Origin of the sequence: Algoriphagus confluentis (genome assembly GCF_036245625.1) — a bacterium.
GTDB lineage: Bacteria > Bacteroidota > Bacteroidia > Cytophagales > Cyclobacteriaceae > Algoriphagus > Algoriphagus confluentis.
Genome location: NZ_BTPD01000009.1, coordinates 155,329 through 176,536 on the forward strand (window position 1 = coordinate 155,329; position 21,208 = coordinate 176,536).

General features: G+C 45.1%; 19 protein-coding genes. 6 read left to right on the top strand and 13 right to left on the bottom strand.

What is annotated here, in order from left to right:
• Positions 1-19: 19 nt before the first annotated feature.
• Together AAA943_RS14845 and AAA943_RS14850 are read right to left on the bottom strand one after the other, a co-directional pair.
• Positions 20-1,954, bottom strand: a complete 1,935-nt coding sequence (locus AAA943_RS14845; RefSeq protein WP_338219909.1) for a fumarate reductase/succinate dehydrogenase flavoprotein subunit — start codon at positions 1,952-1,954, stop codon at positions 20-22.
• A 13-nt stretch (positions 1,955-1,967) separates the two neighbouring features.
• A complete protein-coding gene (locus AAA943_RS14850) occupies positions 1,968-2,648 on the bottom strand; it encodes a succinate dehydrogenase cytochrome b subunit (protein ID WP_338225054.1) in 681 nt (226 codons plus the stop codon).
• A gap of 317 nt (positions 2,649-2,965) precedes the next feature.
• Here AAA943_RS14850 and AAA943_RS14855 point away from each other — a divergent pair, with 317 nt between their 5' ends.
• Positions 2,966-5,743 carry a T9SS type B sorting domain-containing protein gene (locus tag AAA943_RS14855; RefSeq protein ID WP_338225055.1) on the top strand — a complete coding sequence of 926 codons (2,778 nt, stop codon included), beginning with the start codon at positions 2,966-2,968 and terminating at the stop codon, positions 5,741-5,743.
• Positions 5,740-6,144 (top strand): thiol-disulfide oxidoreductase DCC family protein, encoded by a 405-nt coding sequence (locus AAA943_RS14860; protein ID WP_338225056.1) that lies wholly within the window; start codon positions 5,740-5,742, stop codon positions 6,142-6,144. The genes AAA943_RS14855 and AAA943_RS14860 overlap by 4 nt, the downstream gene beginning before the upstream one ends.
• Positions 6,145-6,150: 6 nt before the next feature.
• Here AAA943_RS14860 and AAA943_RS14865 read toward each other — a convergent pair whose 3' ends face one another.
• A complete protein-coding gene (locus AAA943_RS14865) occupies positions 6,151-7,110 on the bottom strand; it encodes a sodium-dependent bicarbonate transport family permease (protein WP_338225057.1) in 960 nt (319 codons plus the stop codon).
• An 85-nt stretch (positions 7,111-7,195) separates the two neighbouring features.
• On the opposite strand from AAA943_RS14865, the gene AAA943_RS14870 reads away from it, so the two are divergent.
• Both AAA943_RS14870 and fabD read left to right on the top strand, forming a co-directional pair.
• A complete protein-coding gene (locus AAA943_RS14870) occupies positions 7,196-8,125 on the top strand; it encodes a LysR family transcriptional regulator (RefSeq protein WP_338225058.1) in 930 nt (309 codons plus the stop codon).
• A gap of 145 nt (positions 8,126-8,270) precedes the next feature.
• Positions 8,271-9,143 (top strand): ACP S-malonyltransferase, encoded by an 873-nt coding sequence (gene fabD, locus AAA943_RS14875; protein WP_338225059.1) that lies wholly within the window; start codon positions 8,271-8,273, stop codon positions 9,141-9,143.
• A gap of 31 nt (positions 9,144-9,174) precedes the next feature.
• Here fabD and folK read toward each other — a convergent pair whose 3' ends face one another.
• Positions 9,175-9,660 carry a 2-amino-4-hydroxy-6-hydroxymethyldihydropteridine diphosphokinase gene (folK, locus tag AAA943_RS14880; protein ID WP_338225060.1) on the bottom strand — a complete coding sequence of 162 codons (486 nt, stop codon included), beginning with the start codon at positions 9,658-9,660 and terminating at the stop codon, positions 9,175-9,177.
• A gap of 148 nt (positions 9,661-9,808) precedes the next feature.
• Between folK and sppA the strand changes: the two genes are divergently transcribed.
• A complete protein-coding gene (sppA, locus tag AAA943_RS14885; protein WP_338225061.1) occupies positions 9,809-11,575 on the top strand; it encodes a signal peptide peptidase SppA in 1,767 nt (588 codons plus the stop codon).
• A 59-nt stretch (positions 11,576-11,634) separates the two neighbouring features.
• On the opposite strand, the gene AAA943_RS14890 is transcribed toward sppA, so the two are convergent.
• Positions 11,635-12,528, bottom strand: coding sequence for a flavin reductase family protein (locus AAA943_RS14890; protein WP_338225062.1), 894 nt, complete (start codon positions 12,526-12,528; stop codon positions 11,635-11,637).
• Positions 12,529-12,588: 60 nt separating this feature from the next.
• Here AAA943_RS14890 and AAA943_RS14895 point away from each other — a divergent pair, with 60 nt between their 5' ends.
• Entirely contained in the window at positions 12,589-13,440 is an 852-nt protein-coding gene (locus AAA943_RS14895; RefSeq protein ID WP_338225063.1) for an endonuclease/exonuclease/phosphatase family protein, read from the top strand.
• A 336-nt stretch (positions 13,441-13,776) separates the two neighbouring features.
• On the opposite strand, the gene AAA943_RS14900 is transcribed toward AAA943_RS14895, so the two are convergent.
• The 8 genes from AAA943_RS14900 to AAA943_RS14935 form a co-directional block, all read right to left on the bottom strand.
• Entirely contained in the window at positions 13,777-14,976 is a 1,200-nt protein-coding gene (locus AAA943_RS14900; RefSeq protein WP_338225064.1) for a phosphoglycerate kinase, read from the bottom strand.
• A 216-nt stretch (positions 14,977-15,192) separates the two neighbouring features.
• Positions 15,193-16,149 (bottom strand): L-threonylcarbamoyladenylate synthase, encoded by a 957-nt coding sequence (locus AAA943_RS14905; protein ID WP_338225065.1) that lies wholly within the window; start codon positions 16,147-16,149, stop codon positions 15,193-15,195.
• Between the two features lie 3 nt (positions 16,150-16,152).
• The gene (locus tag AAA943_RS14910) at positions 16,153-16,863 is read right to left on the bottom strand and encodes a tetratricopeptide repeat protein (RefSeq protein ID WP_338225066.1); all 711 of its coding nucleotides are present in this window, start codon (positions 16,861-16,863) and stop codon (positions 16,153-16,155) included.
• A 37-nt stretch (positions 16,864-16,900) separates the two neighbouring features.
• A complete protein-coding gene (locus tag AAA943_RS14915; protein ID WP_338225067.1) occupies positions 16,901-17,335 on the bottom strand; it encodes an acyl-CoA thioesterase in 435 nt (144 codons plus the stop codon).
• On the bottom strand, positions 17,335-17,886 hold the full coding sequence (locus tag AAA943_RS14920; RefSeq protein ID WP_338225068.1) for an NUDIX hydrolase: 552 nt from the start codon (positions 17,884-17,886) through the stop codon (positions 17,335-17,337). The genes AAA943_RS14915 and AAA943_RS14920 overlap by 1 nt, the downstream gene beginning before the upstream one ends.
• A complete protein-coding gene (locus tag AAA943_RS14925; protein ID WP_338219925.1) occupies positions 17,879-18,481 on the bottom strand; it encodes a hypothetical protein in 603 nt (200 codons plus the stop codon). The genes AAA943_RS14920 and AAA943_RS14925 overlap by 8 nt, the downstream gene beginning before the upstream one ends.
• Positions 18,474-20,396 carry a RecQ family ATP-dependent DNA helicase gene (locus tag AAA943_RS14930; protein ID WP_338225069.1) on the bottom strand — a complete coding sequence of 641 codons (1,923 nt, stop codon included), beginning with the start codon at positions 20,394-20,396 and terminating at the stop codon, positions 18,474-18,476. The genes AAA943_RS14925 and AAA943_RS14930 overlap by 8 nt, the downstream gene beginning before the upstream one ends.
• A complete protein-coding gene (locus AAA943_RS14935) occupies positions 20,397-21,173 on the bottom strand; it encodes an enoyl-CoA hydratase/isomerase family protein (protein ID WP_338225070.1) in 777 nt (258 codons plus the stop codon).
• Positions 21,174-21,208 lie beyond the last annotated feature (35 nt).

A 21,208-nucleotide genomic window follows, 5' to 3' on the forward strand; every position in this document is an offset into this window, starting at 1 on the left:
ATGAATTATTGTCAAATGATTATTTATAACTACGCTGGGTCAACTTCACATTTTCAAACTCAAGCGGCTCCTTGTAAAGCTCTTCCTGAGTACCCTCTCCGACGTATTTCCAAGCGGCTACGTATGCAAAGTTTTCGTCATCACGAAGGGCCTCACCCTCTGGAGTCTGAAATTCTTCACGGAAGTGGCCACCGCATGACTCTTCTCTATTCAATGCATCATCCACCATCAATTCACCCAATTCAAGGAAATCAGCTACTCTGTGGGCTTTTTCAAGGGATTGATTCAATTCCTCATTGGTCCCCAATACTTTCACATCCTTCCAAAAATCAGCCTTCAAGGCCTGAATCTCAGCTTTTGCTTTTTTCAAGCCTTCTGCTGTTCGAGCCATGCCACATTCGTTCCACATGATTTTGCCAAGTTTTTTGTGGAAATAATCCACTGTCTTAGACCCATTAATGGATAGAATAGTCTTTATTCTATTCTGAACCTCTTCTTTAGCCTTGGCAAATTCAGGGTGATTTTCATCCACTTTCTTTGGCGGCACTTGAGCGAGATAGTCTCCTACAGTGTAAGGAATCACAAAGTATCCATCTGCCAATCCCTGCATGAGAGCTGAAGCTCCCAATCGGTTGGCTCCGTGGTCAGAGAAGTTAGCTTCTCCCAATGCATACAGCCCCGGAACGGTCGTCATCAAATTGTAATCTACCCAAAGACCACCCATGGTGTAGTGGACCGCTGGATAAATCATCATTGGCACCTGATAGGGATCCTCTCCTGTGATTTGCTTATACATATCGAAGAGGTTGCCGTATTTCTGCTCAATGATATTTCTTCCGTCCCGCTTGATCGCGTCACGGAAATCCAAGAACACCGCTTCCCCGGTTTCATTGACTCCACGTCCTTCGTCACAGACATACTTGGCATTTCGGGAAGCCACGTCACGGGGAACAAGGTTACCGAAGGAAGGATATTTTCTTTCCAAAAAGTAATCTCTGTCTTCTTCCTTGATGTCATTAGCCTTAATCTGACCTTTTCTGAGTTTTTCAGCGGTTTCTTTAGTGGCAGGCACCCATACTCTACCGTCATTTCGGAGAGATTCAGACATCAAAGTCAACTTGGACTGATGGTCACCTGACACGGGGATACAAGTCGGGTGAATTTGGGTAAAGCAAGGGTTCGCAAAGTAAGCACCGCGCTTGTGAGCTCTCCAAGCCGCTGTCACATTGGAACCCATTGCATTGGTTGATAAGAAGAAGACGTTTCCGTATCCACCTGTGCAAAGCAAAACTGCATGAGCTGCATGGGTTTCGACTGCACCTGTGATGAGGTTTCGGGTCACTATCCCTCTTGCATGGCCATCAATGACGACCACATCCATCATTTCTGTTCTTGGGTAAAGCTTTACTTTTCCATTCGCTACCTGACGGCTGAGCGCAGAATAGGCACCCAATAACAATTGCTGTCCGGTTTGGCCCCGTGCATAAAATGTTCGGGATACCTGAGCCCCACCGAATGAGCGGTTGGCCAATAGCCCTCCATATTCTCTGGCAAAAGGCACTCCTTGGGCCACGCATTGATCAATGATTTTTACAGACACTTCGGCAAGTCGGTAGACATTGGCTTCTCTTGCCCGGTAGTCACCGCCTTTGATCGTGTCATAGAATAGTCTAAATACAGAGTCACCGTCATTCTGGTAGTTCTTGGCAGCATTGATCCCTCCCTGAGCAGCAATTGAATGCGCTCTTCTAGGGCTGTCCTGGAAACAAAAGGCCTTGACATTGTATCCCAACTCCGCTAACGAGGCTGCAGCAGAGGCGCCTGCCAAGCCTGTACCCACTACGATGACATCGTATTTTCTTTTGTTTGCCGGATTGACCAGCTTGCTGTTAAACTTGTGCTTTGTCCATTTTTCGGCCAATGGACCAGCAGGTATTTTGGAATCTAGTATCATACGGGACTATGGATTAACTAGTAAAGTAAATATATAAAGGCATGCTGGCGAATAGGATCGGAACTGCAATGCAGTAAAACTGACCCACCGCCTTGATAGCAGGTAAATACTTTTTATGATTCAGGCCTAAGGTTTGGAAAGCAGAAGCGAATCCGTGGGAAAGGTGAAATCCTAGAAATCCCATGGAAATCACGTAAAGGGCCACCAGCCACTCTTGCTTGAAGGCTTCACTTACTATTAGAAACAAATTTTTGTATTCTTCTCCTTCGATGGTAACCATGGGCATCTCACCCCAGTGCATTTTGGCCCAAAAACCCTGCAAGTGAACAACCAGGAATACCAAAATGATCGTACCCAAGATTCCCATATTTCTGGAAGACCAAGTACTGCTAGTTGCTGCCTTGGATTCGGCATAACCTACCGGCCTTGCTGATTTGTTGTGTTTGGTCAAGAAAATGGAATAGATGACGTGACCAATAATAGAGATGTAGGTCAGATAAGAGAGAATTTTAACTGCCGGATTGGTAGTCATAAACTTGGCATATATATTAAATGCCTCTCCACCGTCATTTTTGAACAAAAGCAAATTACCGGATACGTGACCTGTCAGAAACAGAATCAAAAACAAACCGGTCAAGGCCATGATCAACTTTCTACCTAAGGTACTACTCAAGGTTTTTGTAACCCAACTCATACAAGTGATGCGATTAGTTTAGAACGAATTTCTTTTGCATTAATTTGAGGCCAAATTTAAAGGGGAGCAGACTAGCAAACAATGCAATCGAGTTCCATGCGCTTATTTTAATTGTTTCTAAATAATAATATTCCTAAGCTTTTTTCCCTTCATTCGTATTATTGCCAACAGCCTGTTTATTTTTATTGTTCGAAAAACTCCAAAAATTCTCTTTTCTTCCCTTCGAATCAGAAGAAATGAAAAATTACTCCGTTATATGAAGTAACTTTTACTGCTGTAACGGCGTTTTTCACAAACAAAGACCAAAGCAAACCCACATGAAGCTTAAACTTTCGATTTTCACATTTTTCCTATTTCTGCTTGGGATGATCCATGAGTCTTTTGCCACCCACATCAGGGCAGGTGAGATCATTGCAGAGCGGATTTCCGTACAAAGTTTAACCTACAAAATTACCGTGGTAGGCTATACAGACACCCGGTCCAGTGTAGTCTTCGGTCCAGGCACAATCAATTTTGGAGACGGTAGGGAAGTGCAGTTGAATACAGAAAGTAGCTTTTCCTTCGTGGAAGATGTAGGTGACTTGATCGAAAAGAATACCTTCGTCATCGAGCACACGTTTCAAGGACCTGGAAAATACAAAATCAGGTTTCAGGAATTCAACAGAAATGATCTGACCCTGAACATGGACAATTCGGTGGACACTCCTTTTTATGTGGAGACCGAGATCAACATCGACCCATTTATCGGAGTAAATAATTCACCAATTCTCACCATTCCCCCGGTAGACAATGGAGCGGTAAACGTGCGCTATATTCATAATCCGGGAGCCTATGACCCAGATGGAGACAGCCTATCCTATGCGCTAGACATCCCCAAGCAGGCTTTCCAAAGAGAAGTAAACAACTACCGTGATCCCAATGTACCCGAATTCAGTACACGGCAGGAATCAGGTGCCACTCCGGCACTTTTCGGAATAGATCCGGTATTTGGAGATTTGATTTGGGATGCTCCGGGCACAGCCGGTCAATTCAACGTTGCCTTTCGAATCATCGAGTGGAGAAAAATCAACGGGAAATTTGAACAGATCGGTTACGTGGTGCGGGACATGCAGATCATCATCGAAAACTCCAACAACCGGCGTCCCGAACTGATCTTGCCCCCTGATCTCTGTGTTGTGGCCGGTACCTTGATCGAAGAAATAATCCAGGGTCAGGATCCGGATGGAGACCCGATCAAAATTGAAGTTTTTGGAGAACCGATGGAGATCAATACATCCCCAGCCACCTATTCTCCTGAAAGTATGTTCCAACCTCAGCCTGGAATTGTCAATTTCACCTGGCAGACGGTCTGCAGCCATGTGAGAGAAAGAGAATACGATGTGAGAGTGAGAATCACAGATCAGCCTCGATCGGGGCCCAAGCTCGTAGATATCAAAACTTGGAGAATCAAAGTAATCGGTCCTCCACCGGTATGGGACCAAATTGAACAAATGCCAGGCAGAACAGCTGAACTCTCGTGGGATCCCTACACCTGTGCGGCTACTGCACAGGAAATGCAGGTTTGGAGAAGAATCAACTCAGATCCCTATCAGCCAGATTCCTGTGAAACAGGGATTCGTCCGGGATATGAGCTTGTCGGTATTACCGACATGAACACCTTCAAGTTCAAAGATCTCAATGGAGGAGAGGGGCTCGCCCCCGGAAATACTTATTGCTACCGATTGGTAGCTGCATTTCCAGTGCCTAGATCAGGCCTCAGTGTAGTCTCTGAAGAAATTTGCATCACAATCGATGTGGATGTCCCCATCATTACCAATGTTAGTGTGGAAGAAACCGATGAAACCGATGGGGAGGTTTTTGTCAAATGGACTCCTCCCTATGATATCGATGTGACTCAGTTTCCGGGACCTTACACCTATGAATTGCTCAGGAGTGATGGATTTGAAGGAAATCAGAATCAAGTCAGCTTGGGGATCACTTCCGACACCTTATTTACCGACACCGGACTGAATACTGAAAACCTCGTTTACAATTACCGGGTAGTGCTCTTGGATCAAAACATAAAAATAGACACCTCCTCGTCCGCATCTTCAGTCAGGCTGGAACCGACAATAATCAATCAGGCCATCGAACTGAATTGGACCTTTCAGGTGCCTTGGAACAATCAGGTAGCCCAATTCCCTCACGAGGTTTGGAGAAACAGAACCGATCCGGAAGCAACGGATGAGGATACCTTTGAAAAAATTGCGGAAGTAGACGTCACCACTCAAGGTTTTTCCTACTTGGATGATGGACGATTTAACGGGATGCCCTTGGACAGAGACACAGAATACTGCTATTTCGTAGTGACCAAGGGAAGTTACAATGTGGACAGAATCACCTACCCCTTGGAAAACAAGTCACAAATCATCTGTGCCAAACCGGATGACGATAGGCTTCCATGTCCTCCGGTGCTTACTTTCGAAGGTCCTGAATGCTCCGCCTACGTTGCAGAACAGCCCTGCAATTCCAATACCTTCGAGCATGAACTGAGCTGGGAACCGGATTTCTCAGGAAATTGTGATGATGAACTCAGCGGCTATCGCTTGTATTTCACTCCAGACGGAGAAGAAGGGGTATTCAATCTGGTGGGCGAATATTCCAACCTCACTCTTAATGCCACCCTTACCAATCTTCCTAACTATCGAGGCTGCTATTATATCACCGCAGTGGATAGATCGGGCAACGAAAGTGAGCCTAGCAATGTGGTCTGCGTAGACAATTGTCCTGTATATAACCTACCCAATGCATTCACTCCGAATGGAGACGGAAACAACGATACCTTTATCGCCTTTGATAATCCCTTCTCCGCTTGTCCTAGATTTGTTACGGGAGTAGAAATCTTCATCGTCAATCGATGGGGAGCGGAGGTATTCCGGTACAATAGCTTAGAAAGCAATGAAAATGATATCTTCATTCGCTGGGATGGAAGAGATTCCAATGGAAACGATCTGCCGGCTGGAACCTATTTCTACTCCGGGAAGGTATTCTTTGATGTTTTGGATCCAAGTCGCCGAGAGCGAGAATTGAAAGGCACCATTCAAATCCTGAGATGATCGAAGGCAGATCAGTCATTCTCTTTGACGGAGTCTGTAATCTTTGCAATACCTCAATCGATTTCATCCTAAAACGAGACAAAAACAATCGTTTTTTGGTTGGGGCATTGCAAAGTGAAGCAGGGAAATCCTTACTTGAAAAGCTCCAAATCACAGGAGATTATCTGGATTCTTTGGTTTTGATCGAAGGAGATAAGGCGTACTTCAGAAGTACAGGAGCCCTCAAGATTGCCAAACACCTTTCCGGACTTTGGCCTTTGCTATATCCCTTGATCTTCATTCCTTCCTTTTTCCGTGACCCCATTTACGATTGGATAGGAAAGAATCGATACCGATGGTTTGGTAAAAAAAACACCTGCCGACTTCCCTCACCTGAAGAAAAAGCAAAATTCATCAGCTGATTTTTTTCAAAAAGCTTGGATAATCATCCAATAAATCGGCATACCCAAAGTAATGTTGAAAGGGAAAGTAATGGCCAAAGCCATGGGAACGTACAATCCTTCGTCAGCCTCCGGATTGGCCAGCTTCATAGCCGCAGGTACTGCAATGTAGGAGGCCGAAGCAGCCAGAATAGAGAAAATCAACCGATCCCCTACCCCTGGTGCAATCCAATGAGTCAAAAATGCAACTGCACAGCCATTGATTAAGGGAATGACTATGGCAAATACGGTAGAAAAATAGCCGGTTTTGAAAAAGGCCTTTAGCTTTCGCCCACTGTTGATTCCCATATCCAAAAGAAATACAGCCAAAAACCCCTTGAAAATATCCGTCACAAAGGGCTTGATTCCCTCTGCCTGCTTTTCATCTGCGATCAAGCCAATCACCAAGCTTCCCAAAATCAGCAATACGGAACCATTGGTAAAAGCATGAATGATGATTTTTTTCAGCCCGCCTTCTGGTTTTTGTTCGGAATATTTCCTTAGCAAGATCACCCCTGAGATAATTGCAGGAGCTTCCATCAAAGCCATTACCGCTACCATATGCCCTCCGAAGGTAGTGCCCTGTGCGTCCAAAAAGGCTACTGCCGCCACAAAAGTCACCGCAGAAATGGAGCCGTAGGAAGCCGAGATTGCAGAAGCATTGGCGACTCCTAGTTTTTTCTTAAGAATAAAAAAAGTATAAAAAGGAATAGAAGCAGATAGAAACAAGCCGAAGACCAAAGCCCAAAGAATCCCCGAATCAAACTCACTGTGGGATAATTCCTGCCCACCTTTGAATCCTATCGAAAGCATCAGATATAGCGCGATAAACTTGGCACTGCTGCCGGGTATTTCCAGATCGCTTTTGAACCTCACCGCCAAAATCCCCAAAACGAAAAAGAGCAAACTCGGATTCGTGAGGTTGTTAATCAAAATTTGAAAATCCATGGCCCAAATATCAGGCGAGAATTTTTTAAAAAAAACAAACCATAATAAATTTCAATACGTAATGGTTTTTAAATTAAAATAATTTATGAATTTTTCTCTCCAACAACTTCGGGCCTTTCAGATTGTAGCCAAGCATCAGAGCATCACCAAAGCAGCCAAGGTGATGAACCTTACTCAGCCTGGTGTATCCATTCAGCTCAAAAATCTACAGGAACAGTTTGATGTCCCGCTGACAGAGATCATCGGAAAAAAAATCCATATCACTGAATTTGGTCAAGAGTTGGTGGATACTGCTGATCGGATTTTTTCGGAATTGGAACAGATTCAACAACGAATGCTGGAGCTGAAGGGCCTTTTGGGAGGAAAAATGAGAATCTCATCCGTTTCCACCGGAAAATATTTAGTACCCTACCTGATGGCCGATTTCATGAAAATCCATCCTCATGTAGAAATCAGCTTGGAAGTGTCCAACCGGTTTACGGTACTATCCCATCTACAGGAAAATACCACAGACTTGGCTTTGGTTTCTGTATGGCCAGAGGACATGGATTTGGAGAGCATCACCATTGCCGAAAATAAATGGTACCTCGCCTGTTCCCCGGAGAAAAAAGAGCTGTATCAAAAAGAAATCAATGAAGGAAACTGGCACAAAATCCCCTTTGTCCTCCGGGAAAAAGGATCCGGAACCCGGACAAAAATGGAGGCCTTTTTCAACGAGAAAGACATTCAATTGGAAAGCAAACTGGAATTGGCAACCAATGAGGCTGTAAAGCAGGCCGTAATGGCTGGATTGGGAGTTTCAGTCCTCTCTATTTTTTCCATGCATCAGGAGATTTATGACAAGCGGATTGAGATTCTGGAATTTGAAGGACTTCCTCTCCTTGCTGATTGGAAGCTGATTTGGCTAAAGCAAAAAAATCACCCCCCTGCTATCAAAGCCTTTATCCGATGGCTGGGAGAAAACAATAAAGCCATCATCCATGACCACTTCAAGCTGGTCGATCAGCTGATGTAATGGGTGGAGGAAGTAAAATCGCCTATATTTGCCCCTTAAACCTACCCTTCCCAGTGAAATCTAGCCCAAGGGATAAGCCAAGTTCATGGAGCTCTAGACACTTATTTAGATTTTAGGTGAGGGTTAAAATCGTTAACAAAAACACATGAAAGCATTTGTTTTTCCGGGTCAAGGCGCCCAATTCTCAGGGATGGGAAAATCACTTTATGAGGAAAACCCAGAAGCCAAAGCGCTCTTTGAGCAGGCCAACGAAATCCTGGGGTTTCGGATCTCCGACATCATGTTTGATGGAACAGACGAAGAGCTAAAACAGACCAAAGTGACCCAACCTGCTATCTTTTTGCATTCGGTTATTTTGGCCAAAACCACTCCTGATTTTGCTCCGGACATGGTCGCCGGACATTCCTTGGGGGAGTTTTCAGCCCTAGTTGCCAATGGCACCCTTTCCTTCGAAGACGGCCTCAAACTCGTTTATCAGCGAGCATTGGCCATGCAGGAAGCCTGCGAAATCAACCCCTCCACCATGGCTGCTATCCTCGGACTGGCTGACGAAAAGGTAGAGGAAATCTGTTCGGAGGTAGAAGAAATAGTCGTTCCGGCCAATTACAACTGCCCCGGGCAGCTGGTCATCTCAGGCACTAACAAAGGAATTGAAATCGCCTGCGAACGAATGAAAGCTGCAGGAGCCAAGCGGGCACTCCCTCTTCCTGTGGGAGGAGCTTTTCACTCTCCCCTTATGGAACCTGCCCGTGAAAAACTCCAAAAAGCGATTGAAGCAACTGAATTTCATACCCCATCCTGTCCGGTCTATCAAAATGTAAGTACGACAGCAGTCTCCGACGTGGCGACCATCAAGCAGAATCTCATCGCTCAGCTTACTGCTCCTGTCAAATGGACTCAATCAGTACAAAACATGGTAAAAGACGGAGCCACCCAATTTGTAGAATGCGGACCGGGAAAGGTTCTCCAAGGGCTGGTCAAAAAAATCCATCCTGAAGCCGAAGTGTCAGGCCTGTAATCAAAAAAGAATCCCGCCTTTCAAGCGGGATTTATTTTTTATAAAGCTTCACCTCGCTGGGGTCACCACATTCCTGAAGCATTTCCAGGGGAGTTTTACCTAATAGAGGATCTCTAAAGTGAGGAAGAAGCTCTGCCAAGGGGACTAGCACAAATCTCCGATCGGCAATAAAAGGATGAGGCACGGAGAGTCTCTCATTTTCAATCTTTCGATCTCCGTAATACAGGATGTCAATATCCATGGTTCGGTCGCCCCAGGGATCTTCCCGTTTTCTCCCCAAATCCCGCTCAATTTCTTGGAGGATATCCAAAACATCTTCAGGAACGAGTCCGGTGGAGATTATGGCCAACTGATTTAAAAAATCCCCCTTTGCCACTCCTCCCCAAGCCGCTGTTTCATAGATTTTGGAAACCCGAAGGAGCTGGAAATGATCATTCAAACACTCAATTGCCCGAAAAAGCAACTTTTCCCGGTCACCTTTGTTCCCTCCTAAACATAACACAACCTCTGTTTGCATCGCTTATCACTTCGGTGATTGTAATCACGGCCCAATTTGAGTTAATTTTGGGCAAATTAAAATTCCAATAGACTGCACAAAACTAATTTGCTTTTGTAGTTGTAGTAAATTGGATTTGAAAAAGAAAGAAAAAAACAAAGTATAAAAAATGAAATTTCTAGGTAACGTATTGGCCGTCATCATCGGTCTTTTTGTCTTTTCGATTCTCAGTTTTCTCGTCCTTTTTGGGATCATTGGGATCATTGCCTCCTCTTCCGAAAAAGAGGTCAAAGTGAAGGAAAACACAGTTTTGCACCTGAATCTCAATGGCAGGGTGCTGGTAGAAAGAACCACAGATAATGACTTCGATTTTGGTGGCCTCGGAAACCCTTTCGGAAATCAAATGAATGCGGGTTTGATCAATTTGAAGAAGGCAATCGCAGAAGCAAAAACCAATGATAATATCAAGGGAATTTATCTCAACACCGGGTTGATTTTGGCCGGACAGGCGGGATTATTGGACCTGAGAGAAGCACTTCTTGATTTCAAAGAATCCGGAAAATTCATCATTGCCTATGACGAAGCCTACGGAGAAGGAGGTTACTTTTTGGCCTCTGTAGCTGACGAAATCTACCTCAATCCCTTAGGAGGCATTGACTTCAACGGACTCGCTTCCGAATCTATTTTTCTAAAAGGCTTCTTCGAAAAAGTGGGAATCCAGCCTGAGGTTTTCCGTGTGGGTGAGTTCAAAAGTGCTGTTGAGCCTTTCATTTTGGACAAAATGAGCCCGGAAAACAGACTTCAGACCCAATATTTTCTGGATGACATCAATGCCCATGCTGTGAATCTCATTGCGAGCAGTCTGAAAATGACGCCGGATAGCCTGATGAGAATCAATTCCCAAATGCTGGTAAGAAAGCCTGCGGATGCAGTGACCTATGGCTTGGCTACCGAGTTGCTCTACGAGGATCAAGCGCATGCTAAGCTGAGAGAAAAGCTGGGATTGGAGGAAGATGCAGACATCTCCAGAATTAATGCTACTGATTTGGCGTCTTTGGCCAAGTCAAAAAATATCACCTCCAAAAATCGAATCGCCGTCATCATTGCCGAAGGAGAAATTGTCGGTGGAAGCGCAGAGGGAGTAATCAGCTCGGAGAAGTTTGCCAAAGAAATCCGAAAAGCACGCAAAGACGACAATATCAAAGCCATCGTACTTCGTGTCAACTCACCAGGTGGATCTATTCTAGCCTCAGATGTGATTTGGAGAGAGCTGACCGAAGCCAAGAAAGTGAAGCCGGTAATTGCATCCATGGGAGAAGTGGCCGCATCAGGGGGATATTACATCTCAGCCCCAGCAGACACGATCGTAGCTCAACCCAATACTATCACGGGTTCTATTGGTATTTTTGGCTTGTGGTTTAATGTCCAGGAACTGATCAACGACAAGTTGGGCATCACCACAGATGTCGTTGCTACTGGTGAGCTCTCTGACTTTATGAATCCGGGCCGACCAACCACCGAAGTAGAGCGCATGATCATCCAATCCTCGATAGAAGAAGGATATGAAACCTTTATTTCCAGAGTGGCTGAAGGCCGGGGAATGCATCCTGATTCTGTTAAGAAAGTAGCCTCAGGACGCGTTTGGACAGGAAATCAGGCCAAAGCCAGAGGCTTGGTGGATGTTTTGGGTGGATTGGATACGGCTATTGAAATTGCCGCTGCCAAAATCGACGCAGGAGATGATTACAGGGTGGTATTTTATCCTGAGCAAAAGCCTTGGTTTGAGGAATTCATGACCTCATTCTCCGACAATGTCCAGGCAAAACTTCTTCAGGTATACCTTGGAGACCAATATCCGCTTTATCAAAAAATCCAGAAAATCAAGCACTATCAGGGAGTGCAAGTTCGGATGCCACAAGATATTACCATCAAGTAAATCAAAGTATTCTAAACCAAAAAAACCCCTCAAATTCCGGAATTTGAGGGGTTTTACTTTTACGGCTTTTGAAGGAGAATCATCCAAGCCTTATCTACATTTCCGGCTTCTAATTCCATTTTTGCCCAGCGGTGCAAATGATCCGTCCATGAATCTTGGTCATTTTGGAATCGAATCCGCATTTCCTCAACTTCTGAAGATCGGGAAAGTTGCTCCACTTCTTCTCGGGAGGGTAAATGTTCCACATTTCCTAAGCGTCCCAGATTGTTTCCGGTCAGTACAGGACTTTTTCTGATTTCCTCGGGAATCTGGTCCACCCCGATTCCAAGCTTGGTTAAGGGTTTAGGGATTTGAAAAAGGGAATCCGGCGTAATTCTGGAATACCAACTTCCTCCCAATCGGGCGACAGGTGCTAGAATGTGTGGATCTATAGCCCCATGCTCATCCAGAATCCTTTCATCCAGATGAATTCTGAGAATCTCACAGATTACCAAATTCCCGGCCCCTCCTTGATCACCTAGGGGTTTGACCTCATTCACCCGGCACTCAAAAGCTACCGGGGACTCTTTGACCCGAGGAGGAGTAATCAAGTCGGATTTAACAGCTGTCAGTCCCGCCTTTTCAAATTCATTGACCCCCTTAGGATATTCTGTACTGGCCAGAGACATCTGCTCAACCTGGTCAAACCCTACGACGTGAATCACTACCTCTGGCACTTCCAGTACATTTTCCAAGGTATGTTTAGTGGTATTGTCACGGACTCTCCTGCTGGGAGAAAAAACCAGAATCGGAGGATTGGCACTGAAAAGATTGAAAAAACTGAACGGACTGAGGTTTACATTTCCTTCCAAATCCACCGTACTGGCAAAGGCAATCGGCCGAGGAGCTACTGCCCCTTGCAAAATGGCCTGCAAATCTTGGGTTTTGAGTTCGTTGGGATCAATGGTTTTCATACTTTTAAAATAGCATGTGTTTTCTAGATCAATAAGCCTTTTTACACGAATAAGTTCATCATGACCTCAAAAGCCAACCTAATCCACTCGCTGCTAGTGGGATTACTTTCCCTCTTGTTAGTGGGACCTGTTTCAGCTCAAACCCACCGTTTTGCCACCTTTAATATCCGCTGGGACAACCCCAACGATGAGGGCAATCTTTGGAAAGACCGGGCACCCCATGTCATTCATTTAATTCAGTTTCATCAGATTGGGCTTTTTGGAACTCAAGAAACCTTGGTTCATCAATTGAGGCAAATCAATGAAGGCTTGGGATACCAATCCATCGGAGTAGGCCGGGATGATGGCATGGAAAAAGGCGAGTTTTCACCGATTCACTATGACCCCGATTTATATCAATTGGAAGATTCGGGGACTTTTTGGCTTTCTTCCACTCCAGAAAAACCAAGCAAAGGTTGGGATGCATCCTTAAATCGGATTTGCACTTGGGGAAGGTTTAAAAGTAAGGATGGGGCTAGGTTTTATGTCTTCAATATTCACTACGACCATATCGGACAGCTGGCTAGAGAGGAAAGCAGTAAACTAGTCGCTTTACAAATTCAAAAAATCAATACCGAAAATCTTCCGGTCATCTGGATGGGAGACTTCAATGTAACTCCGGACAATCCCGCCTATGAAACCATCGTTTCCAATACCAACTGGAAGGATGCCCGTCTGATTTCAAAAATACCTTCTTACGGTCCAAAAGGGACATTTACCGGTTTTGACTGGGAAAAAATGCCGGATGGAATTATCGACCATATTTTCGTTTCCGGGAAAATCGAGGTTCTCCGCCATGGAATCTTGACGGATAATTATGGAAAAAAATACCCATCGGATCATTTTCCGGTGATGGTGGAGTTGAATTTCTGACCCTAAGCTTTTCCAAAGTTTGCCCTTTTGGAGAGGCTTTTGGTGTCAAAAAAATTAAGATGTTATCTCTTAAATCGTTTCGTTGTCAGCCTGACTCTTCGATTTCGAAACTCTCGTCACTCAAGTGCTACCAATGACAGTTTGAATTAAAAGGACGGAGCCTGAGTCAGTCCGAGCGGAGTCGAGGACGTTTCGACTCCGCTCAAAGTGACAATGACCCTACTCCAAGGCAAATTACCCGTCATTTCCTTTTTGTATGTTCGCGAAATATTTAAGGCTCAATGTGACAAACTTCACTTTTTAGACAGCCTCTTCGCTGTTGAATAAAATTTTTTATTACTCTGCCAAAGCAGCTACTCCAGGAAGTACTTTTCCTTCCATGTGCTCCAGCAAAGCTCCTCCACCGGTGGACACATAGGAAACCTGATCCGTGAATCCAAACTTATTCACTGCAGCGGCTGAGTCACCTCCTCCGATCAGGGAGAAAGCTCCTTTTTGAGTTGCCTGAGCCACATACTCAGCGATTGCAATTGTTCCTTTGTTGAAAGATTCCATTTCAAAAACCCCCATTGGACCATTCCAAAGGATAGTTTTGGATTCCAATATGGTTTTGCCGAAAAGCTCTCTGGTCTTTGGTCCGATATCTAAGCCCATCCAGCCATCTGGAACCTCTCCGCTACTTACCAAGTCTTGGTTGGCATCATTGGCAAAGGCATCCGCAATGACTGTATCTACCGGCAAAATTAAATTCACTCCTTTTGCTTTGGCTTTTTCCATCAGTTCGAGGACATAATCCATTTTATCGGCTTCTAGAAGGGATGTTCCGATTTGGCCACCTTTGGCTTTGGCAAAAGTGTAAGACATTCCACCTCCGATAATCAGATTGTCCACTTTGTCCAATAGACGCTCAATTATCAGGATTTTGTCTGCAATCTTGGCTCCTCCCATTACAGCAGTATAAGGTCTTTCGGCTTTATCCAATACCTTATCGGCATTGGTCAACTCGGACTCCATGAGGTAGCCTGCCACCTTATCTTTGAAAAACTCAGCAATCACCGCTGTGGATGCATGCGCCCGATGGGCTGTACCAAAGGCATCATTTACATAGACATCTCCTAGTTTAGCCAATTTGCCTGCAAAGTCCTTGTCTCCTTTTTCCTCTTCTTTGTAAAAGCGGAGGTTTTCCAGCAAAAGTACCTCTCCCGATCCCAAACCAGCCGCCAACTTAACCGCTTCTTCTCCAATACAATCTCCTGCAAACTTGATCTTTTGTCCCAAAGCTGCTTCCACTGCCGACACAATGTGCTTCAAGGAATATTTATCCTCCGGTCCACCTTTGGGCCTACCCAAGTGAGACATCAAAATAGCAGATCCTCCATCTTTCAAAATTTTCTTGATCGTGGGGATTGCAGCCTGAATACGGGTATCGTCAGTGACAGCGAAATTCTCATCCAGAGGTACATTGAAATCCACTCGAACGAGCGCTTTCTTCCCTGCAAAACTCAGGCTATCGACATTATTTACGGTTGAACTCATAAGATTAGTTTAATGGTTTTTCAATTTTATCTTTTAAAAAGAGTTTGAATTTAAGCCAATTTCATGCAAATCTTGCCCTTTGCCCATGATCAATTTGCTAATTCTTTGGCTTGGGATTCCGTAATCGATTGAATGGATAGGATGATTGGAAGATTCAAAAATTGAAAGATTGAAAAATTTGTCTTTTGAGGAAGACATCGAAATTATACTTCGAAGTTATTTGACTGCAGCTCTTCTCAACCGGTCATTGATTGCTCTTCCCAATCCTGTTTCCGGCATCAGCTCTGCTAAGATTATTTCGGCGTTGCTTTGATCTAAACTACGCATAGCTGCAAAAAGATTTTTGGCGGCTTCTTGAAGACTAGCTTTTTCACTCAAAATGAACTGATTTTCTACTCCGGGAAAATGCTTTGAAAAACTCAGCACCCCAAACAATGCTCTTTCTTCTTTCTTTTCAGAAATGAGCTTTTCCAAATCCCCCAGTAGAAAGGGCTTTCTCGGCGCATAATGGCTCTCCAGCTGACCCGGGGCGGAAGGATTGCTGGAACTATGGTCTTTCACTTTTATGGGACCGATTTGCTTTTCAATTTCTGAAATATCCAATCCTCCCAATCGATAGATCACCACGTCATCTCCTTCCAAACCCACTATCGTACTTTCCAAGCCTACTTCGCAAGCCCCTCCATCAAGTATGTAAGGAATCTTATCTCCCAATTGAGCCTCTACATGGGCAGGAGTGGTCGGACTGATGTAGCCAAAAGGATTGGCACTGGGAGCAGCTAAAGGGAAATCAAGAGATTCCAGCAAAGTCAAGGTCAGGGGATGCTTGGGCACCCGAACAGCTACCCGCTCCAATCCCGAGGTTACCAAATCAGGCACAATGGGCTTTCTCGGCAGAAGCAAGGTCAGTGGCCCAGGCCAAAAGGAATCCGCAAGTTTTTTCAGCCTTTCCGGAAAATCCATAACAAAATCCTCTACTCTATTCAAAGAAGAGGTGTGTAAGATCAGCGGATCAAAACTGGGGCGATTTTTTGTCTCAAAAATCAAAGCAACTGATTCAGGATTCAAGGCATTGCCGGCAAGACCATAGACAGTCTCGGTGGGAATACCTACGAGCTGCCCATTCTTCAAAAAAGATTGAGCCAGAGCAATATCCTTTCCGATTTCAGCCATGGCTTAGTCTTCGCAGAAGTCTTTGATCCAGGTTTCCGCTTGGGTATAGCCCAAAGAAAGAGCCATTTTCAGATCAGCACAACCTTCGCTTTTCTGTCCCAAAGCACTCATACGGGTCACTCCCAAAAGGTAGTAAGCCTCGGCGTTTTTCGGGTCCAGATTGACGGTGTTGGTGAGCGACTCCAGTCCGTGGAGAGGGTCGTTCAAGCCCAATTCAGCCTTTGCCTTTCGAAAATGTGCATCCGCTTGATTGGGGTCTGACTCCAGCACAGCCTGAAAATCCAAGAGCGCGTCTTCGTATTCCTCCATATTCAGCAGAGCGGTACCCCTGTTGAAAAAAATATCCGTCTGACTGGCGTCCAAGGCACTAGCAATATTGAAATCGGCTAGGGCTTCCTTGTATTTCTCCAGCTCCATTTTGGCATTTCCCCGATTAAACCAAGGCTTGTAACTGGTCGAATCAGCCGTGATGGCTTGGTCAAAAACAGGAATCGCTTCCTGAATTTTTCCTTGTTGGAAAAGCGCAACTCCCTTGGCATTAAGTGCGGTGGCATTGGTAGGATTTTTTTCCAGCAATTGGTCAAATATGCGAACGGCATCTGACCAAGCTTGGGAATCCATGTTTTCCAGGCCTTTTTGCATCAATTCATCTTCACTTGGGCTGCATGCAAACAGGCCTGCAAAAAGCAATGTAATCAACCAGATTTTTCTCACGGGAGGGTAATTTTTGCGCAAAGATAGGCAATTGGGCTTAGGAGTGCTCCAATTTGGTTCGGTATTCGGGAGGAACCGGTACCGGTTTCATGGTTTTCATATCCACAGAGACCAAAACGCATTTGCATTTTGCGAAGACCAATTCTTCCCCGGCGGCATTTTTTCCCACCAGGTATTGATCCAAGTCAAAGGAGGAATTTCCAACCCGGGTGCATTTGACCAAGGCCTCCACCTGATCTTCCATATGGATGGGACGAAGGTAATCAATCTCTACCCGACCGACCACAGTCCCCACAGTCAGCACGTTCCAGCCACAGGCTTCATAGAGAAATACCGCCCGTGCATGCTCAAAATAGCTAAAATAGATGCCATTATTCACATGGAGATATCCGTCAATATCGGAAAAGCGGACTTGGATGGGCTTTGAAAAAGAAAAAGCAGAGCGGATTTCTGCGGGATTAACCTGAGGCATTAAAGTAATATTTCTGATTTGCTTGTCTTTTCCAACATCCTCAATATGGAGGGATTGTATCCGATCATGTCCACTACCGAGTCAAAAGCGATCCAAGCCAAAGAAATGCTCTCCTCAGAAATCTGCAAGGGCTCCTGAATATCCGCTTCCAACAGATAGCGAACATCGAAATGAAAATGCTCGGGCACGTGGGGACGCTCCAGGATGATATGCTTATCCAGATCGAATATGGTGGAATCCACCAAACGCAGGCTTCGAAGACCGCTTTCTTCTTGTGCTTCTTTCATCGCCACCTCGATCAGATTCTCGTTTCCATCGGCATGGCCTCCCAATTGCAACCATCGGCCCAACTTGCGATGCAGGGTTAAAAGTGTATGGGTTCGTTTCTTATTGACAATCCAGGCAGATGCAGTAAAGTGGCCCGCCAGCCTTTCTCTTTTGTAAGCCAAGGGGTCTTGGGTCAATTCCAGAAAATCGGCAATAAAGGGGGATTCTTCCTCGTAGGGTGTTCTGTATACCTGAAGTTGATTTCTCAGACTGAGTCTATCCATTGTTGTTTTTTTTGAAGATGCCATCCAACAGCTGATCGAAGGAGCCGGCATCCTGGTACAGGCGATCGGAATATACCGTCGCCAGGCATTTGATATAGCTGGGTTGATTGTCAATCGAGACTTTTTCCAAGGCCACATTTCCAAAAAGCTGAGAAATCAACTCCCCTTCTTTGGGCACTTGCAAAGGCGGTTTGAAATAAAATTTCTCAGTCACCTTTACCTGTTCGTTGATTTCTTCAAATTTTCGATCCAAACTGACCTGATGATATCCCAAAGCTAAAATACGACGGCTAAAAGCCAAGAAAATCCTGGAAAAGGATTGAAAATCGAAGGGTTCATCGTAGGTCACCGCAAATCCGTTGGCATAGGGAGACTGCATAATGTGAACTTGTGGTCTTTCGTTGATTTGGGTTCGCTTGAAATGATAGTTTCTGAATATCAGATCAAAAAACCGCTGGCACTCGGCAGACTCCATCCACTCATCCAGATCTTTTTGATCTTCCTCTTGGATGACAAAGTTTTCCTTCACCTTCATCGGGGTATTTTCCGAAGGCTTGAAAAGTTTCTTGAATAAATCATCGAGGAAATTAGCCATGATTGATCAATTTCAGTTTTCCCTCCTTGGTTTTGGTGATCTTTCCCTGATCGATCAATTGACGGACAAGTTGGAGATGAGGAGGAGTAGCGGGTTTATTGATCTTTTCCAAAAGATCACTTTCACTTAACTCACCGCCTTGAGCTAAAGTTTCCAAAATTTTCTCAGTGAGCCAATCTTCTACTTTTTCGGGAATCTTGGCTTTTTTCTTTGAAAGACAAACATCACAAATCCCACAATCTGCTGTGCTTGACTCCCCAAAATAACCCTGAATAAATCTTGATCTGCATATTCTGCCCTGATGGGCATATTCCACCATACTTTTGGCTTTCTCCATAGTGAGCTCCTTTCGAGCTTGGATTCGCTGAAAATTGAGCGGAAGCTTGCCCGCGTCGTATCGCTGAGTCAGAAAAGTGAGTTGGGGCTGATCCTTTTTCTGATCGTAGTCCAGCACTTCCATTTGGTGGAGCTGACGCAAAGCTTTGACTAGCTCGGATTCCTTCATCTCAAGCACTTTGGCCAATTTGTTTTCCTGAATTTTGAGGTATTCGGAAAAAAGATTACCACCGTAAGTCCTCAGGAGCACTTTGATGACCGGATCAAGCTTGGCATGGGCAATCTGAACTTCATAAAGCCGGGTAGGATTGACCAAAAAATGAATCCTGGAGGGGACATAAAAACTCTCACTCAGCTCAATAAATCCCTCCTCTTCGAGTACTTTAAGCGCATAAAAGGTCTCCAAAACCCCCAACTGGTAGGTGTCACAAAAATCCGAAATCACAAAATCAAAACTGCTCATCAGATTGGTGCCAACTGCCAACTGAAAATAATTGGCCAAGCACTGATAGACCTTCCGAAGGTATTCGATCGGCGGATAGACTAGAGCCGATCGATTCATCACCTGTTCAAAATCCTGTTCATTTGCCATCAGCACGGCAAAGGCTTTGGCCCCATCCCTCCCTGCCCGTCCGGCTTCTTGGTAGTAGTTTTCCAGATTTTCCGGCAGATCACTATGCAAAACCACCCGAACATCCGGTTTGTCAATGCCCATTCCAAAAGCATTGGTACTGACCATCACCCTGATTTGATTTTTTTTCCATGCCTCCTGTCTGGACGAACGTTCTTCATTGGAAAGGCCGGCATGATACGGGGAAGCGGAGATTCCGAGCTGTTGAAGACTTTTTGCTATCTGATGGGTACCCTGCCTATTTCGCACATACCAAATCGCCGTGCCGGGAATCTTGTTCAGAATCTCCACTCCTTTCTCCAGTTTGTTTTCCACTTGCCGGACACTGTAACTGAGATTTTTTCGTGCAAAACTCTGCTGAATTACCTTCGGGGAATTCATTTCCAGCTTTTCCTGAATATCCCTAGCTACCTCAGGGGTCGCTGAGGCGGTAAGTGCAAGGACTTGGACTCGGGGATGATAGGCCCGGATTTTGGCAATTTCCAGATAGCTGGGGCGAAAATCATAGCCCCATTGAGAAATACAGTGCGCTTCGTCGACAGCAATCAGATTGACATTCATCTGCTTGAATCGCTCGATGAACAGCTCGGTTTTCAATCGTTCGGGAGAAACGTACAGAAACTTGTAGTCTCCATAGATGCAATTATCCAGCGTGGTATCAATTTCTCTGCTGCTCATCCCTGAAAATATCGCTGCCGCTTTGATTCCTTTTGCTTTCAGGTTGTCTACCTGATCTTTCATCAGGGCAATCAAGGGAGAGACGACCAGACAAATCCCCGGTCTAGCCAATCCCGGAATCTGATAACATAGACTTTTTCCACCTCCGGTAGGCAAAATGGCCAAGGTGTCCCGAGTGGAAATAACCGAGTCAATCACCTGCTTTTGGACCGGACGAAAGTCCTCAAATCCAAAAACCTGCTTGAGAATATGACTCAGTTGATCTTCCACTTACCAATTGGGCTTGGTTTTAGACAAAAAGGCGGCTATTCCCTGGACACAATCTTCACTGGCACGAGCCTTTGCATTGGCCTCTGCTGCGGCGTTCAGCGCTTCATCCCTTTGTTTCTTTCCAAGGGATCTAAGAAGACGCTTAGTTTCTTTCATGGCTAGACCGGAATTGGATTCTATCAACTTTTGAGCAAAATCCTCGGTGAATTTTCCCAAAGAGTCCTCCAAAACCACTTGAGAGATCAGCCCCAGTTCCGCAGCTTTCTGAGCAGAAATCAATTCACCGGAAAGCAAGAGTTCCGTTGCTTTGGCCTGCCCGATCTGCTCAGCAAGAAACACTGAAACCAAGGCGGGAATAAAGCCGATTTTCACCTCAGTGTATCCAAAAAGGGACTCAGGGGCCGAAAAAGCAAAATCACATACCGTGACCAGACCACAACCCCCTGCTAAAGCATGACCCTGAACCTGAGCAATCACCGGCTTGGGATATTCATAAATATTAGAAAACAGCTCGAGAAGTTTTTGACTGTCTTCCAGGTTTTGTTTGTAATTGAAATTTTGCAATTGTCGGATGTAATCCAAATCTGCTCCGGCACAGAAAGCTTTTCCTTCAGCTTTCAGCACCACCACTTTTACCTCCGTATTGGCTGCAAATTCATCCAGTACCCCTGACAGCGATGCAATCAGCTCCGGACTCATCGCATTTCTTTTCTCAGGGCGATTGAGCGTGACCCAACCTATGCGGTCTTTTACCTCTGCAAGTACTAATTTTTCCATTCTATTTGGGTTATTCGGATAAAGTTGGGGCAGAA

Excerpts from the sequence above, each read along its gene's own strand:
- AAA943_RS14845 (WP_338219909.1), bottom strand. The coding sequence starts at position 1,954 with ATGATACTAGATTCCAAAATACCTGCTGGTCCATTGGCCGAAAAATGG.
- AAA943_RS14850 (WP_338225054.1), bottom strand. The coding sequence starts at position 2,648 with ATGAGTTGGGTTACAAAAACCTTGAGTAGTACCTTAGGTAGAAAGTTG.
- AAA943_RS14855 (WP_338225055.1), top strand. The coding sequence starts at position 2,966 with ATGAAGCTTAAACTTTCGATTTTCACATTTTTCCTATTTCTGCTTGGG.
- AAA943_RS14860 (WP_338225056.1), top strand. The coding sequence starts at position 5,740 with ATGATCGAAGGCAGATCAGTCATTCTCTTTGACGGAGTCTGTAATCTT.
- AAA943_RS14865 (WP_338225057.1), bottom strand. The coding sequence starts at position 7,110 with ATGGATTTTCAAATTTTGATTAACAACCTCACGAATCCGAGTTTGCTC.
- AAA943_RS14870 (WP_338225058.1), top strand. The coding sequence starts at position 7,196 with ATGAATTTTTCTCTCCAACAACTTCGGGCCTTTCAGATTGTAGCCAAG.
- fabD (WP_338225059.1), top strand. The coding sequence starts at position 8,271 with ATGAAAGCATTTGTTTTTCCGGGTCAAGGCGCCCAATTCTCAGGGATG.
- folK (WP_338225060.1), bottom strand. The coding sequence starts at position 9,660 with ATGCAAACAGAGGTTGTGTTATGTTTAGGAGGGAACAAAGGTGACCGG.
- sppA (WP_338225061.1), top strand. The coding sequence starts at position 9,809 with ATGAAATTTCTAGGTAACGTATTGGCCGTCATCATCGGTCTTTTTGTC.
- AAA943_RS14890 (WP_338225062.1), bottom strand. The coding sequence starts at position 12,528 with ATGAAAACCATTGATCCCAACGAACTCAAAACCCAAGATTTGCAGGCC.
- AAA943_RS14895 (WP_338225063.1), top strand. The coding sequence starts at position 12,589 with ATGACCTCAAAAGCCAACCTAATCCACTCGCTGCTAGTGGGATTACTT.
- AAA943_RS14900 (WP_338225064.1), bottom strand. The coding sequence starts at position 14,976 with ATGAGTTCAACCGTAAATAATGTCGATAGCCTGAGTTTTGCAGGGAAG.
- AAA943_RS14905 (WP_338225065.1), bottom strand. The coding sequence starts at position 16,149 with ATGGCTGAAATCGGAAAGGATATTGCTCTGGCTCAATCTTTTTTGAAG.
- AAA943_RS14915 (WP_338225067.1), bottom strand. The coding sequence starts at position 17,335 with ATGCCTCAGGTTAATCCCGCAGAAATCCGCTCTGCTTTTTCTTTTTCA.
- AAA943_RS14920 (WP_338225068.1), bottom strand. The coding sequence starts at position 17,886 with ATGGATAGACTCAGTCTGAGAAATCAACTTCAGGTATACAGAACACCC.
- AAA943_RS14925 (WP_338219925.1), bottom strand. The coding sequence starts at position 18,481 with ATGGCTAATTTCCTCGATGATTTATTCAAGAAACTTTTCAAGCCTTCG.
- AAA943_RS14935 (WP_338225070.1), bottom strand. The coding sequence starts at position 21,173 with ATGGAAAAATTAGTACTTGCAGAGGTAAAAGACCGCATAGGTTGGGTC.